Source organism: Streptomyces sp. NPDC047515 (assembly GCF_040643055.1).
Classification (GTDB): Bacteria; Actinomycetota; Actinomycetes; order Streptomycetales; family Streptomycetaceae; genus Streptomyces.
Genome location: NZ_JBEYTM010000042.1, coordinates 57,578 through 72,659 on the forward strand (window position 1 = coordinate 57,578; position 15,082 = coordinate 72,659).

The 15,082-nt window shown below is 68.7% G+C and carries 9 protein-coding genes and 2 pseudogenes; 8 read left to right on the forward strand and 3 right to left on the reverse strand.

Going from position 1 to position 15,082, the window contains the following annotated elements:
* Nucleotides 1–727: 727 nt before the first annotated feature.
* Nucleotides 728–895, forward strand: a pseudogene (locus tag ABZ826_RS28295) (transposase); the annotation flags it as partial.
* Nucleotides 896–1,179: 284 nt separating this feature from the next.
* Here the strand turns inward: ABZ826_RS28295 and ABZ826_RS28300 are convergent.
* Complete coding sequence (locus ABZ826_RS28300) at nt 1,180–2,004, reverse strand: oxidoreductase (RefSeq protein WP_361454152.1); 825 nt, start codon at nt 2,002–2,004, stop codon at nt 1,180–1,182.
* A 102-nt stretch (nt 2,005–2,106) separates the two neighbouring features.
* On the opposite strand from ABZ826_RS28300, the gene ABZ826_RS28305 reads away from it, so the two are divergent.
* Complete coding sequence (locus tag ABZ826_RS28305) at nt 2,107–3,102, forward strand: ATP-binding protein (RefSeq protein WP_361454155.1); 996 nt, start codon at nt 2,107–2,109, stop codon at nt 3,100–3,102.
* A gap of 258 nt (nt 3,103–3,360) precedes the next feature.
* Here the strand turns inward: ABZ826_RS28305 and ABZ826_RS28310 are convergent, their stop codons facing one another.
* The gene (locus tag ABZ826_RS28310) at nt 3,361–4,752 is read right to left on the reverse strand and encodes a hypothetical protein (RefSeq protein WP_361454158.1); all 1,392 of its coding nucleotides are present in this window, start codon (nt 4,750–4,752) and stop codon (nt 3,361–3,363) included.
* Between the two features lie 285 nt (nt 4,753–5,037).
* Between ABZ826_RS28310 and ABZ826_RS28315 the strand changes: the two genes are divergently transcribed.
* The 6 genes from ABZ826_RS28315 to ABZ826_RS28340 all read left to right on the forward strand — a co-directional run bounded on the left by ABZ826_RS28315 (nt 5,038) and on the right by ABZ826_RS28340 (nt 13,952).
* Nucleotides 5,038–8,115, forward strand: coding sequence for a SulP family inorganic anion transporter (locus ABZ826_RS28315; protein WP_361454161.1), 3,078 nt, complete (start codon nt 5,038–5,040; stop codon nt 8,113–8,115).
* 194 nt (nt 8,116–8,309) lie between these two features.
* Nucleotides 8,310–10,304 carry an acetate--CoA ligase gene (gene acs, locus ABZ826_RS28320; RefSeq protein WP_361454164.1) on the forward strand — a complete coding sequence of 665 codons (1,995 nt, stop codon included), beginning with the start codon at nt 8,310–8,312 and terminating at the stop codon, nt 10,302–10,304.
* Nucleotides 10,305–10,545: 241 nt separating this feature from the next.
* Entirely contained in the window at nt 10,546–11,952 is a 1,407-nt protein-coding gene (gene nhaA, locus ABZ826_RS28325) for a Na+/H+ antiporter NhaA (RefSeq protein WP_361454167.1), read from the forward strand.
* 47 nt (nt 11,953–11,999) lie between these two features.
* Nucleotides 12,000–12,533 (forward strand): phage holin family protein, encoded by a 534-nt coding sequence (locus tag ABZ826_RS28330; protein WP_361454170.1) that lies wholly within the window; start codon nt 12,000–12,002, stop codon nt 12,531–12,533.
* Complete coding sequence (locus ABZ826_RS28335) at nt 12,530–13,642, forward strand: alpha/beta hydrolase (protein ID WP_361454173.1); 1,113 nt, start codon at nt 12,530–12,532, stop codon at nt 13,640–13,642. The genes ABZ826_RS28330 and ABZ826_RS28335 overlap by 4 nt, the downstream gene beginning before the upstream one ends.
* Before the next feature lie 106 nt (nt 13,643–13,748).
* A complete protein-coding gene (locus ABZ826_RS28340; RefSeq protein ID WP_361454176.1) occupies nt 13,749–13,952 on the forward strand; it encodes a hypothetical protein in 204 nt (67 codons plus the stop codon).
* A gap of 392 nt (nt 13,953–14,344) precedes the next feature.
* Here the strand turns inward: ABZ826_RS28340 and ABZ826_RS28345 are convergent.
* Nucleotides 14,345–14,953 (reverse strand): annotated as a pseudogene (locus tag ABZ826_RS28345) (M55 family metallopeptidase); the annotation flags it as partial.
* Between the last annotated feature and the right edge of the window lie 129 nt (nt 14,954–15,082).

Consider the following 15,082-nt stretch of genomic DNA (forward strand, 5'->3'; position numbering starts at 1 on the left):
GAACAACGAACACCCCAGCTGATCGGCCCCGTTCGCCCACCGAAGCCAATTGCCCGACTCGCCCGTAATTGAACCTAAAAGTAAAGAAGTGTGGCCAGCACTACCGCTCACCACGGGGCTGGAGTACAAAGGACTCAACGGCCCGCGAGACCAAGGACATCCGAAAGGATTACCTGTAACGCAGAGAAGGCCCCACGGACCGAGCATGAAAACCGAGCACCCACGCGACGTCGACCCGTCGATTACGGGCCAGCCGCACCAGGAACGGGCAAAGCCCCCGACCTGATGGGCACATATCGAGGACGCATGGTAACTGGGTAGACATGCCAGCGGCGGTACCGAGGACGGTACCGCCGCAACCCTTCTATGGGGCCGAGAGGTTACTTCGGTGAAGGTATCGCGGTGGAGTTACGCAGCCGTCGAACCAGGGCTCCGGGGCCGCAGCGGAAAAGCAACCCGGCGGAGTCACCGATGCGCCGCAGGCCCGCCCCGTCGTGGCGGCCCAACCTCCCGTCGCCCGTGCGTCGGCCAGGGATTACGGGACAGCCCTTAGCTTGGCGTTTAAGCTCCCGCCCGTGGTCAGCTCGTTGAGCTGGCCACGGGCCTCGTCGTTCTGCAGACAGCAGGGCGGCCTTTGCGTGATCATGTCTTCTCGCTGAAGTCGACGTTGATCACAACAAAGGCCGTGAGGGTGAGTCTGCTGGACGATGCTGCCCACGTCGACTCGCTGACCGTGTTGTCCCGGTTCCGGACCGACTTCTACGCCAGTCTGCCCGGCCGCGCGGATGCGCTGTTCGAGCTGACCGACGCGCTGCTGTGCACGGAGGGTCCGGTCAAGACGCTGGTCGAGCTGTCACTGGCGCCCGAGCACCGGCGCGGGCATGGAGCCCTGTACGGCGACTGTGAAGTCCGCCGCAAAGCGGCAGGCAGCATAAACGCCAAGCTTAGAGCCTGTCGGGCGGCCTCTGATCGGGCGGCCACGCCCTGGCACGCACTCCCCCAAGGCATTGAGGGCCAGGGGGACCTCCTCCCGCGTTGCCGAAATGCCCTGGTAGCTTCATCCCCGAGCTCTCAGCTTCGTTCGAGCAGGGGAGACCCCGTCCGAGGACATCCCGGCGCCTTGGAATCGCACGCACCAGACCGCGTCCGCTGTCCGATCGAAGGCCGCCCGACAGGCTCTCAGGCGGCGCCGCGCTGAAGGGCCTCGCACACTGCCGTCGATTCCCTGACGCCCAGCTCCACGGCGCGTCCGCAGTGCGCGATCCAGGACGCCATCCCCGCCGGCGTCCCCTGCAGATAGCCGTCGAATGCCGCAAGGTACGCCGCGCGCCCCTGCTCGGCGTGGCCCACCTCGGCCGGGCAGATCGATTTGGGGTCGAGTCCGCTCCCGATCAGCACGATCCGCTCCGCGGCCCGAGCGACGAGGCCGTTGTACGAGCCGAACGGGCGCAGGGCCAGCAATTCACCGTGCACGACGGCCGCCGTCACCAGCGCGGGCGCCGCAGTGCCCGAGAGGATCAACCCGGACAGCCCCTCCAGCCTCCCGGCCACTTCGTCGGCGTCCGGCAGCGGCGCTTCGATCAGCGGTTCGTCCACGGGCTCGCCCGCCAGCCGTGGCCGGCCGACAGCGTCCTCGGGTGCCGCGCCACCGGCGGCAACCAGATGCAGCCGTGCCAGGACGCGCAGCGGCGACTGCCGCCAGATGGACAGGAGTTGACCTGCTTCGGCGGACAGCCTCAGGGCCGCCCCGATCACATGCGCCTCGTCGTCACCGCTGAAGTCGGTGCGCCGCCGCACCTCCTCCAGGTCCCAGTCGGCACCGGACAGCGCCGCCGAGCCACGGGCGCCACGCAGGGCCGCTTCCGCGGTGACCTCGTTGCTGCGGCGCCGCATGACGCGGTGACCGTAGACCCGGTCGACGGCCTTGCGTACGGAGTCCACCGCATCGGCGACTCCCGGCAGGGCGCCCAGGGTGGCAAGCGGGTCAGAGGCAGTCGTACTCATAAGTAGGGAGGCTACGCGTCCCCCACTCGGATACCGCCCGGGAGTGGCCATCTTCACGAAGTGTGACAGCGTTCCGCAATTGCACCGCTACCCTAGGTGAACATGAAGATCGCTTTCGTAGGGAAGGGCGGCAGCGGCAAGACCACGCTGTCCTCGCTCTTCATCCGCCACCTTGCCGCCAATGAAGCCCATGTCGTCGCGGTGGACGCCGACATCAACCAGCACCTCGGGGCCGCGCTCGGCCTCGATGACCAGGAGGCCGCAGCACTGCCCGCCATGGGCGCCCAGCTACCGCTGATCAAGGAGTATCTGCGCGGCAGCAACCCCCGCATCGCCTCCGCCGAGACGATGATCAAAACGACTCCGCCCGGCGAGGGCTCGCGGCTGCTGAGGGTCCGCGAGGACAACCCGATCTACGACGCGTGCGCCCGCACGGTCCGGCTCGACGAAGGGGAGGTCCGGCTGATGGCCACCGGCCCCTTCACCGAGTCGGATCTGGGCGTGGCCTGCTACCACTCCAAGGTCGGTGCGGTCGAGCTCTGCCTCAACCATCTCGTCGACGGCCCCGACGACTATGTCGTCGTCGACATGACAGCGGGCTCGGACTCCTTCGCTTCCGGGATGTTCACCCGATTCGACATGACGTTCCTGGTCGCCGAGCCCACCCGCAAGGGTGTCTCGGTCTACCGCCAGTACAAGGAGTACGCGCGGGACTTCGGGGTCGCACTGAAGGTCGTCGGCAACAAGGTGCAGGGCCAGGACGATCTGGACTTCCTGCGTGCCGAGGCGGGAGACGACCTGCTCGTCAGCGTCGGGCACTCCGACTGGGTACGCGCGATGGAGAAGGGCAGGCCCGACCGCTTCGAGCTGCTGGAGGCGGACAACCGGATGGCCCTGCAGGCGCTGCAGAACGCGGCGGAGGATTCGTACGAGCAACGGGACTGGGAGCGCTACACGCGACAGATGGTGCATTTCCATCTGAAGAACGCGGAGAGCTGGGGCAACGAGAAGACGGGTGCCGATCTGGCTGCCCAGGTCGACCCCGCCTTCGTGCTCGACGAACGGTTCGCGCAGGACGGCGCCGCTCAGCCTGCCTGATCGGTCGGCGCCCCGGCCGGGAGCACGCGCTCTTCCTGCCGGGGTGCCGTCGCGCCTTCAGCTGCCGACCACGACCGAGCGGCGGACAACTCACCCGCCTTACGCAATCGCTGGAACGATCCAGGCCCCGCTCACCAAGCGCGGTCGGTGAGCCCGGCCGACAGGCACGGCAGGCACGGCAGGCACGGCAGGCACGGCAGGCACGGCAGGCACGGCAGGCACGGCAGGAGAACACGATCAGAGAGCGCGTTCAACCAGCTAGCGGCCGGTCCGATCCGCACCGAACTCCGCGTGAGTCTCGCCGACGCCCGACGCCTCGTCGACATCCGACGCGTCGCCGACATCCGAATCCCTGCCGGATTCCACCCCCGCCTTCCCGGCTTCGCCGAGGAAATCCACCCAGCCCTTCGCCGGGGCCTGCCCGACATCAAGGGTGCCGAGCTTCGCCAGCGTTGCCGGGTCCTGCGCGTCCAGCCAGTCGGCCAGCTGCCGGAAGGACACGCAGCGGACGTCCTTCTTGGCGCAGACCGTCGCGATGGTCTCTTCGACGGCGCGCATGTACGTGCCACCGTTCCAGGACTCGAAGTGATTGCCGATGATCAGCGGAGCGCGGTTTCCGTCGTAGGCGCGGTCGAAGGCCTGGATCAAGCCGTCACGCATCTGCTTGCCCCAGAACGCGTGCCGACTTGAGTCGCCCTGCGTCGTACCGGTCTGGTTGAACATGAAGTTGTAGTCCATCGAGAGGGTTTCGAACTCGCGGCCGGGGACCGGAACGAGCTGCATCGACAGGTCCCAGATGCCGTCCTTCTTCTTCGGCCAGACCTGGTCGTTGACGCCGCTGGAGTCGTATCGGAACCCCATCGTCCGCGCTGCGGCCACCATGTTCTTCTGCCCCTCCAGACAAGGGGTGCGGCCGCCGATGAGTTCCTTGTCGTAGTCGAAGGGAAGCGGCTTCTCACCCTTGAGGCCGGGGTCGTTGGTCTTCCAGCTCTTCACAAAGGACTTGGCCTGGTCGATCTCGCTCTTCCACTGATCGACGGACCAGGTGCCGACACCTCCCTCGGGACCGCAGAAGTGGCCGTTGAAGTGGGTGCCGATCTCGTCGCCGTCCTCCCAGGCCCCCCGCACCTGGGTGATGGTGTTCCGGATCCCCTCGGTGTCATTGAAGCCGATGTCGGAGCTGCCGATCTTGTGCTTCGGCGGGTCGTAGAGCTTGCGTTTGTCTTCGGGCAGCAGGTACACGCCGCTGAGGAAGTACGTCATGTTCGCGTGGTACTTCCTGCCCACCTCACGGAAGTGTGAGAACAGCTTCTGGCTGTCCTCTCCGGCGCCGTCCCACGAGAACACCACGAACTGCGGCGGCTTCCGGCCGGGCGCCAGGCGCTGTGCCACGGGTTGCTTCGGCTGGATTCCCGTGAAGGCCGTGGAGCCGTCGCCGATGAGTCGGAACGGGCTCTTGGGCGCGACTTGAGAGATCTTCTTCCTCACCACGGCGTCCCGCTTCGCGGCGCCGGGTCCGGCGGCTCCGACAACGGAGTCCGGGCCGGAGGAGCAACCGGCCATTCCCGCGATCAGCACAACGGCCATCATGCCCAGGGAAACCCGGGCGGCGATTCCCTTCGTGACGCCCCTCTTCGTGGCAGCCAGCATCCACCCGCCCTCTTCCTCGCAGGTAATTTGCGTAGAAAAATCCCAACCCGCGCGGTCAAGGTCGCACACGGTTCTACCTAAACCAGTACGACAGACCGGATGAAAAACTGCCTATTCACTTGAATGGGTGATTGCATAGTCCATTTACCCTCAAGCATGGACACAAACCTTTACTCTCCATTACGATCTGTTTACTGAGAGTTGAGAAATCCCGCCGCTGCACGCCGTGACCCACGGCCGCGTCCCCACGTTCCGCGACCGCGCTGCCCCGGAGGAGACGGGAACATGTCTGCCTGCGTCCCCACTCGCCATGACCACACATCCCGCAGTTCGCGCCCGCCCCGCGCCTCGGGAATCAAGCGACCACACAGCCCGCCTCCGCCACCACGTGGCGGACGATTCCGCATCGCGGGCGCCGACCTGTCCGCATCGATCACGGTCTTCCTGCTCGCCGTCCCCATGTCGCTCGGCCTCGCCGTCGCCATGGACGCCCCGCTGGAGGCCGGTCTCATCTCCGCCGCGATCGGCGGCATCGTCGCCGGGCTGCTCGGCGGCACACCCCTCCAGGTCAGCGGCCCGTCCGCCGGACTGACCGTGGTCACAGCCGAGTTGATCCAGATCTACGGCTGGCGCACCACCTGCGCGATCACCATCGGCGCCGGACTGCTGCAGATCCTGCTGGGCTCGCTACGGGCGGCGCGCAGCGCCCTCGCGGTCAGCCCCGCCATCGTGCACGGCACCCTCGCCGGAATCGGCATCGCCATCGCCCTCGCCCAGGTGCACATCGTTCTCGGCGGTTCGCCGCAGAGTTCGGCGGTCGCCAATTCTCTGGCGCTTCCAGACCAGTTGGGGCGGGTGCGTCCGGCCGCCCCGCTGATCGGCTTGCTGACCATCGCAGTTCTGGTCCTGTGGCCACGGTTTCCGGGACGCGTCGGCCGAGTGGTACGGCGGATTCCGGCTGCCCTCGCCGCGGTGGTGACCGCGACAGCGGTGGCTGCGGTCGCGGCGCCCGGGATCGCCCGGGTCGATCTGCCGTCCTGGCGCTCGCACGCCCTGCCGGAGATGCCACATGGCCCCGTACTCGCCCTGGCCACCGCGGTATTCACCGTAATGCTGGTGGCCAGCCTGGAGTCACTGCTCGCCGCGGTCGCCGTGGACAAACTCTCGGCCGACCGCACCGGCGTGCGAGTTTCCGCCCGATCCAAGCCCGGCCTGGCGTCCGAACCGGCGTCGGCGTCAGCGTCGCAGACGAGAACGACACTGGCCTCCGGCTCGAAGCCGGCCTCCGGCTCGAAGCCGGCCTCGGGCTCGACACCGGGCTCGACACCGGGCTCGACACCGGGCTCGCCGGAGTCGACACCGTTCTCGGGTTCGAAACCACCCCCGAACTCAACACCTGCCTCGGGTTCTGGGCCAGGCTCGACCTCGCCTCCGTCCCCCTCACCTTCTTCGCCCTCGTCCCCGCCCCTGCCCCCGCCGACGACATCGCCGCCTCCGACGGCGCCCGCCCCACCACCCGTCAGGCGCTCCGATCTCGATCGTGAGCTGCGGGCCCAGGGCATCGCCAACACCCTGTCCGGGCTGGTGGGCGGGCTGGCGGTGTCCGGTGGCGCGGTGCGCAGTTCCGCGAACGTGCGGGCCGGGGCGACGAGCCGCGCCTCCACCGTGCTGCACGGTGTCTGGGTGGTGCTCGCAACCGGGCTGCTTGTCACCGTGCTGGAGTGGATTCCGCTGGCCGCGCTCGCCGCGCTGGTCATGATGGTCGGCATCCAGATGGTGAGCTTCGCCCACATTCGCAAGGTGCATAAGCACCGGGAATTCCTGGTGTACGGGGCGACGATCACCGGAGTGGTCCTCTTCGGCGTGCTCAAGGGTGTGGCGATCGGCATCGCGGTGGCCGTGGCCGTCGCCCTGCACCGGCTGGCCCGGACCAGGATCACCGTGGCCGATCAAGGTGGACGGCATCTGGTTGTCGTACGGGGTCAGTTGACGTTCCTCGCGGTGCCTCGGCTCAGCCGGACTCTCGCGCAGCTGCCGCAGGGCGGGGATGCCGTCGTCGAGCTGGACGGCTTCTTCATGGACCACGCGGCGTACGAGACGATCCAGGACTGGAGCCTTGCCCAGACGGCCCACGGCGGCCGGGTCGTCTTCACCGGGAGGCCCGGCGGCCGGATCGCCGAGCCCTCTTCGGCAGCGCACTCCTGCTGCCGCCCCTGGACACCGTGGCGCAACCATCACTGCCACGACCGGCCCGAGCAGACGCCCGAGACCCGTCACGTCCCGGACAGCGCCTTCGGCACCGACCACCTCGGTGCGGACCCCGCCTCGGGCGCCGCCCAGAGCCCGGTCCCCGGCACCGACGGCACCTCCGCCCCCGCGTCCGGAGCCCCCAGCGCTCCCGCCCCGGCCGCCGCGCCCACCGCCGGCCCGCGCCGAACCGGGGACAACCGCCTGGTCAACGGTCTGAGTTCGTTCCAGCGCAACACCGCTCCGTTGGTGCGCGAGGAACTGGCCCGGTTGGCCCGCGAGGGCCAGCGCCCCTCTCAGCTCTTCATCACCTGCGCCGACTCCCGCCTGGTCACCAGCATGATCACGGCCAGCGGCCCGGGGGATCTGTTCACCGTGCGCAACGTCGGCAATCTGGTGCCGCCGCCGGACACCGAGTCGAGTGACGACTCGGTGGGCGCCGCGATCGAGTACGCGGTGGATGTGCTGAAGGTGGAGTCCATCACCGTCTGTGGCCACTCCGGCTGCGGCGCGATGCAGGCTCTGCTCGGAGCCAAGCCGGGTCGGGACACTCCGCGAACCTCCCTGTGGCGCTGGCTGAGACACGGGCTGCCGAGCCTGGAGCGGATGGCGTCGCGGCATCACACCTGGGCCCGGATCTCCGGCCGGCTGCCGGCCGATTCTCTGGAGCAGCTCTGCCTCACCAATGTGGTCCAGCAATTGGACCATCTGCGCGCCCATGAGTCGGTGGCGAGGCGGCTCGCCGAAGGCACGCTCCAGCTGCACGGGATGTACTTCCACGTGGGCGAGGCGCAGGCGTATCTGCTGACCGAAGACGCGAGTGCCGGGCTGGCCCTCGACGAGGTCTTCGACCGCGTTGGCCCCGGCGACGCCCACACCGCATCCGATGCCCAAGCCTCGGGCAGCGGACACGCCCTGGGCGAATCCCATGCTTCCGGCGCCACCGACGAATTCCCAGCCTCCGGCACCACCGACACCCCGGCCGCATTCCCAGCCTCCGGCCACACCCACGCCCTGGCCGAATCCCGTACCTCGGGCAGACGCGACGCCTCCAGGGACACCACCGTCCCGGATGATCCCTCCGGTCCGGGCGATCGGGAACGCACCGGCGTCTGAACCACACGCACCTCCGGTCCGTGACACCTTGTGGTCCCGCCTCCACGTGGCACCGCGCCGTGTCGTTCTGCTCCGCACCGCGACACGCCGCACCACGACGCGCATGGAGGCGGGGCAGTGTCTCCATACACGAGACACAGGTCTAAACCAATTCCGGGCAGACACTTGTCACCCGGCCTTTGGCCTGATGAGCTATGCCCCGGGACACAACGGACACCCTGGGAATGGGAGATGTCGTGAGCAACGAAAGCCTGGCCAATCTGCTCAAGGAGGAGCGGCGGTTCGCACCGCCTGCCGATCTGGCCGCCAATGCCAACGTCAAAGCGGAGGCGTACGAGCAGGCCGAGGCGGACCGGCTGGGCTTCTGGGCCGAGCAGGCCCGTCGCCTGACCTGGGCCACGGAGCCGACCGAGACGCTCGACTGGAGCAACCCGCCCTTCGCGAAGTGGTTCGCGGACGGCAAGCTCAACGTCGCGTACAACTGCGTGGACCGCCACGTCGAGGCCGGCAACGGCGACCGGGTGGCCATCCACTTCGAGGGTGAGCCCGGCGACAGCCGCGCCATCACCTACGCCGACCTGAAGGACGAGGTCTCGCGCGCCGCGAACGCGCTCATCGAGCTCGGTGTCGGCAAGGGCGACCGGGTCGCCGTCTACCTGCCGATGATTCCCGAGGCCGCCATCGCGATGCTGGCCTGTGCCCGCGTCGGTGCCGCGCACTCGGTGGTCTTCGGAGGCTTCTCCGCCGACGCCATCGCCGCCCGCATCCAGGACGCGGACGCCAAGGTCGTCATCACCGCCGACGGCGGCTACCGCCGCGGCAAGCCGTCCGCGCTCAAGCCCGCAGTGGACGACGCCGTCTCCCGTATCGACGGTGTCGAGCACGTCCTCGTGGTGCGGCGCACCGGCCAGGACACCGCGTGGACCGAGGGTCGCGACGTCTGGTGGCACGAGATCACTGGCCGGCAGTCCGCCGAGCACACCCCCGAGGCCTTCGAGGCGGAGCAGCCGCTCTTCATCCTCTACACCTCCGGTACGACGGGTAAGCCGAAGGGCATCCTGCACACCTCCGGCGGCTATCTCACGCAGGCGGCGTACACCCACAACGCGGTCTTCGACCTCAAGCCGGAGACCGACGTCTTCTGGTGCACCGCCGACATCGGCTGGGTGACCGGCCACTCGTACATCGTCTACGGTCCGCTGGCCAACGGCGCGACGCAGGTCATGTACGAGGGCACGCCCGACTCCCCGCACCAGGGGCGTTTCTGGGAGATCGTGCAGAAGTACGGCGTCACGATCCTCTACACCGCGCCGACCGCGATCCGTACGTTCATGAAGTGGGGTGACGACATCCCCGCCAAGTTCGACCTGAGCAGTCTCCGGGTCCTCGGTTCGGTCGGTGAGCCGATCAACCCCGAGGCGTGGATGTGGTACCGCAAGCACATCGGCGCCGACAAGTGCCCGGTCGTGGACACCTGGTGGCAGACCGAGACCGGCGCGATGATGATTTCACCGCTGCCCGGCGTGACGGAGACCAAGCCGGGCAGCGCCCAGCGCGCACTGCCCGGTATCTCCGCCACGGTCGTCGACGACGAGGCCAACGAGGTTCCGAACGGCGGGGGCGGCTACCTCGTCCTCACCGAGCCGTGGCCGTCGATGCTCCGCACCATCTGGGGCGACGACCAGCGCTTCCTCGACACCTACTGGTCGCGCTTCGAGGGCAAGTACTTCGCGGGCGACGGCGCCAAGAAGGACGAGGACGGCGACATCTGGCTGCTCGGCCGGGTCGACGACGTGATGCTCGTGTCCGGGCACAACATCTCGACCACCGAGGTCGAGTCGGCGCTCGTGTCGCACCCGTCGGTCGCCGAGGCCGCGGTGGTCGGCGCCGCCGACGAGACGACCGGCCAGTCCATCGTCGCGTTCGTGATATTGCGCGGTACGGCTACCGCCTCCGACGAACTCGTCGCGGAACTGCGCAACCACGTCGGCGCCACGCTCGGCCCGATCGCCAAGCCGAAGCGGGTCCTGCCGGTCGCCGAACTGCCGAAGACCCGCTCCGGCAAGATCATGCGGCGTCTGCTGCGTGACGTCGCCGAGAACCGCGAGCTGGGCGACGTCACGACGCTCACCGACTCCTCGGTGATGGACCTCATCCAGACCCAGCTGCCGTCCTCCTCCGAGGACTGATCCCGGCCTCCTCCCGGGGCTGACCGCAGCGAGTACGTCCCCGAGGGGCATCCGGCAACGCGCCGGGTGCCCCTCAGGCATTTAAGGTGAAGATCACCGCATACAGATCCGCGCACCCCGGGTACAGTGGCAGGCGCGTCAACAAAGCAATAAGAAATCTCCACAGGGTGTGCCGGGAAGTCTGGTCGGCAAGTGCATCAGCCATGCCATCGCTGCCGTACCGACCCGGAGGTCCCCGCTCGTGGCCGCGCCCACCCCCACCCCCACACCCTCGCGCCGTACCTTTCTGGGACGTCCGTCCCTGCCCGAGCGGAACTTTCTTGCGGACGCCCTGCGCACCGAGACCGTCGGCGGAGTCATCCTGCTGGTCGCCGCCATAGCCGCCCTGGTGTGGGCGAACACCTTCGGATCCGGTTACGCCGCCGTCAGCGACTTCCACTTCGGTCCCGCGTCGCTGGGCCTCAATCTCTCCGTGCAGCACTGGGCGGCGGACGGGCTGCTCGCGATCTTCTTCTTCGTCGCGGGTGTGGAACTCAAACGGGAACTGGTCGCGGGCGAACTGCGCGACCCCAAGGCGGCCGCTCTCCCGGTCGTCGCCGCGCTGTGCGGAATGGCGGTTCCGGCCGTCGTCTACACACTCGTGGCGGTGTTCGGCGGGGGATCCACGGGCGGCTGGGCCGTCCCCACCGCCACCGACATCGCCTTCGCGCTCGCCGTCCTCGCGGTCATCGGCACCTCGCTGCCGAACGCGCTGCGCGCCTTTCTGCTGACCCTCGCCGTCGTCGACGACCTCTTCGCGATCCTGATCATCGCGATCTTCTTCACCGAGCAGATCAACTTCATGGCGTTGCTCGGCGCCTTCATCGGTCTGGCCGTCTTCTATCTGCTGCTGCGCAGGAACGTGCACGGCTGGTACATCTACGTACCGCTCGCCCTGGTCATCTGGGGCCTCATGTACAACAGCGGCATCCACGCCACGATCGCCGGAGTCGCCATGGGCCTGATGCTCCGCTGCGTCCGGCGTGAGGGCGAGGCCCTATCCCCCGGCGAACACATCGAGCACCTGATCCGCCCGCTGTCGGCCGGTATCGCCGTGCCGCTGTTCGCCCTCTTCTCAGCCGGTATCTCCCTCTCCGGCGGCGCACTGGCGGACGTCTTCACCCGGCCCGAGACGCTCGGTGTCGTCCTGGGGCTCGTCGTCGGCAAGACAGTAGGCATCTTCGGTGGTACGTGGCTGGCCGCCCGCTTCACCAAGGCCGAGCTGAACAAGGACCTGGCCTGGGCGGATGTCTTCGCGGTCGCCACGCTCGCCGGCATCGGCTTCACCGTCTCGCTGCTCATCGGCGAGCTGGCCTTCGTCGGCGACAAGGACATGATCAACGAGGTCAAGGCCGCCGTGCTGCTCGGCTCCCTGACAGCCGCCGTACTCTCCGCTGTACTGCTCAAACTCCGGGTCCGAAAGTACCGGGCGCTGTACGAGGCCGAGGAACTCGACGAGGACGAGGACGGTGTGCCCGACGTCTACGAACAGGGCGACCCGGAGTACCACCTGCGCATGGCCGTGATCTACGAGAAGAAGGCGGCCGAACACCGCCGTCTTGCCCAACTGGCGAGGGCAGCGAGCAGCGAGCCGGACGGTCCGGCATGATCTGACACCAGATGTGTTGAGCAGGAGAGCAGGAGAGGGAGTCAGGGATGAGCCACCCCGGCAACAACGCGGGCAGCGCCGACCGCAGTCTCGGACAACTGGTCGCCGCGGCGACGGCCGAGATGTCCGCACTGGTGCACGACGAGATCGCGCTGGCCAAGGCCGAGGCCCGGCAGGACGTCAGGCGCGGTGCCACCGGGAGCGTGGCGTTCATCGTCGCGGGCGTGCTGATTGTGTTCGCGCTCCCCGTACTGAGCTTCGCGGCGGCGTACGGGATCCACAGCTTGGGCCCCGGGCTCGGCCTGTCGTTCCTGTACACGGGCCTCGGGTTCATCCTTCTGGGGATCCTTCTTGGCCTGTTCGCGTTCGTCAAGCTCAAGAAGGTGAAGCCGCCGCGGAAGTCCATCGCGTCGGCCAAGCAGACGGCGGCGGTGCTTCAGGGCGTCAGGCCGCACCCGCGGCCCGCTGTGACGGCCGGGGCGAGCCGTCCGGCCGTCACGGGCAGTACGCAGGCGGACAAGGCCTTGGAGAAGGCTCCGGTCCAGGACAAGGCGTCGGCTGTGGCACGCTCGTCCACATGACGGTCCCCGATTCCAGCGCATCCGACCCAGTAGGACCAGTAGGCCCGGAAGATCCGGTAGGTTCGGACGGCCAGGCGCCGGGCATGGACAGCCGGGCGAACGTGGACGGCCGGGCAGATGTGGACAGCCCCACCGCCCCGACCAAGCCCTCCGGCCCACCGAGTTCCTCCGCGTCCCCCGGCCCGGTCGGCGCCGGTGGGCCCGTGCGACTCGACGGACCGTGGACCCATCGGGACGTGGCGGCCAACGGCGCCCGCTTCCACATCGCCGAACTCGGCGAGGGACCGCTGGTGCTGTTGCTGCACGGCTTCCCGCAGTTCTGGTGGACCTGGCGGCATCAGCTCACCGCGCTGGCCGACGCCGGTTTCCGCGCCGTGGCCATGGATCTGCGCGGAGTCGGCGGCAGCGACCGTACGCCCCGGGGATACGACCCCGCCAATCTGGCGCTCGACATCACCGGCGTGATCCGCTCCCTCGGCGAACCGGACGCGGCCCTGGTCGGCCATGACATGGGCGGGTACCTCGCATGGACGGCCGCGGTGATGCGGCCGAAGCTGGTCCGCCGCCTCGTGGTCTCCTCGATGCCGCATCCGCGCCGCTGGCGTTCCTCGATGCTCTCCGACTTCGCGCAGACCCGGGCCGGCTCGTACATCTGGGGTTTTCAGCGTCCGTGGGTACCGGAGCGTCAGCTCGTCGCGGACGACGCCGCGTTGGTGGGCCGACTGATCCACGACTGGGCGGGCCCCCGGACCCCGGAGTTCCCTGATGAGGCGACGGTGGACGTCTACCGTCGCGCGATGTGCATCCCGTCGACGGCGCACTGCTCGATCGAGCCGTACCGCTGGATGGTCCGCTCCCTGGCCCGCCCGGACGGAATCCAGTTCAACCGGCGGATGAAGCGCCCGGTGCGGGTACCCACACTGCATCTGCACGGTTCACTCGATCCGGCGATCCGTACGCGGAGCGCGGCGGGGTCCGGCGAGTATGTCGAAGCGCCGTACCGTTGGCGACTTTTCGACGGTCTGGGTCACTTCCCCCACGAGGAGGATCCGGCCGGGTTCTCGGCCGAACTCATCAACTGGCTCAAGGATCCCGAGCCCGATCGGTAGCCGTACGGGCACAGTTGTCCGACGAACAGCCAATTGCCCGGTGCATAGGCCAATTGGCTGACGGATGGGCGGTTACCGACCATGAGGCGCGGGCAGACGTCGGGGTATGGGCTGGACGCACGACTTCGGTGACGCAGCACGCAACCGTCGCTCGACCGCCACGGCGGGTCCGAGCACTCATGAGGGGGGCGGCCCCCAGGGCCGGGTGCACGATATGCATGTTCTGCATGATCCCCGGCTCGGCATTCCGCGCATTCTGCGCCGGCGGGCCCGCTGGGTCTCGGCGCGATTGCGCCATCCACGCGGATGAGGCCTGACCCGGCCGGCCGGTGACGTTCGCCGACCGGGCGGGACTTGCGCCGCTGTCTCTCGGCTGCCACCGGCCAGTACACGTGGAGCGCACGCGCTCGCTCAGCATGTGTGATGTGCCCGCGCGCGGCCAGTGTGCTGGCCGCGACCACACGCGCCCGGAGCTGCCGCGCACATCTCACGCTGCGAACGGGAACGTCCGCCGGTCGGTGGAGTGGTCACCGCGCCGGTCGGACGTGTTCCCGCTTCCCGTCCGGTGTGGGGCCGGACGGGCCGCCCGGTCCGGGCACGCAGGCCGACCTGGCTACGCTGACGGAAGCTTCCGTGCCCGGAGCAGGCCGGACAGTGCGCCGACGCTACTGCCGCCGCGCCCGGGTGATCACACCACTGCCCAGGCTTGACGGTGGCGAGCTGGACGCGCAGCAGCGCCAGCCGGCAGGCCTCGGCGAAGTCGGTGGCGGTGAACGTGACCGTACGGCCGCCCTCGGCGCGTGAGACACCCGGCACGAGTGTCGCCAGATCAACCGTGGACGGGCTGTGGAGGTCGACCTCCACAGCCGGCGGCCCGTCCCTGGCCGGCGGTGAAACCCGTGCCCGCCGCGCCGTGGCTTCGGCCGCCGCCCGGCGCAGGCGCTCCCGGGCCTCTTCGGGGTGCAGGACGACAGGGGCAGCCTGGCCGCGACGGTGACCGCGGAGAGGACCGGATCGCCCGCGGAGGGGGACCGGATCGCTCAGTTCGGCGCAGGCGGTGTCGTCGCCGCTGAACAGCACGACCGGCACGCCCATGTGCCCGGCCACTGGCGACGTCGAGACCGATCTCGCCCATGGAACGCCCGGCCATCTCACGTCGAGGATGTCGTCGCTCATGGTCTGCGCCGGCGCGGCCGGCCCGCCACCGGCACGGGCGTGGTAGCCGACCAGCATGACGGCGTCGGTGTGTTCGTCGATCCCGCCGAGCATGCCCAGCGAACGCGGCTTGCCGCGTACCAGGTGTGCCCGCCGGGCGCACCCTCACGATCAGGGCACTACAACTAGATCCGTACTTCGCGGGTAGCTCGTTCAGGTCTGTGGCCAGCGGGGTTGTGTGGGTTCCAGGCCGAGGAGGTCGAGCAGGTGGAGTTGGATGCCCCG

Coding starts and splice junctions, on each gene's coding strand:
- ABZ826_RS28315 (WP_361454161.1), top strand. CDS start 5,038: ATGTCTGCCTGCGTCCCCACTCGCCATGACCACACATCCCGCAGTTCG.
- ABZ826_RS28300 (WP_361454152.1), bottom strand. CDS start 2,004: ATGAGTACGACTGCCTCTGACCCGCTTGCCACCCTGGGCGCCCTGCCG.
- acs (WP_361454164.1), top strand. CDS start 8,310: ATGCCCCGGGACACAACGGACACCCTGGGAATGGGAGATGTCGTGAGC.
- ABZ826_RS28335 (WP_361454173.1), top strand. CDS start 12,530: ATGACGGTCCCCGATTCCAGCGCATCCGACCCAGTAGGACCAGTAGGC.
- ABZ826_RS28330 (WP_361454170.1), top strand. CDS start 12,000: ATGAGCCACCCCGGCAACAACGCGGGCAGCGCCGACCGCAGTCTCGGA.
- ABZ826_RS28340 (WP_361454176.1), top strand. CDS start 13,749: ATGGGCTGGACGCACGACTTCGGTGACGCAGCACGCAACCGTCGCTCG.
- ABZ826_RS28305 (WP_361454155.1), top strand. CDS start 2,107: ATGAAGATCGCTTTCGTAGGGAAGGGCGGCAGCGGCAAGACCACGCTG.
- ABZ826_RS28310 (WP_361454158.1), bottom strand. CDS start 4,752: ATGCTGGCTGCCACGAAGAGGGGCGTCACGAAGGGAATCGCCGCCCGG.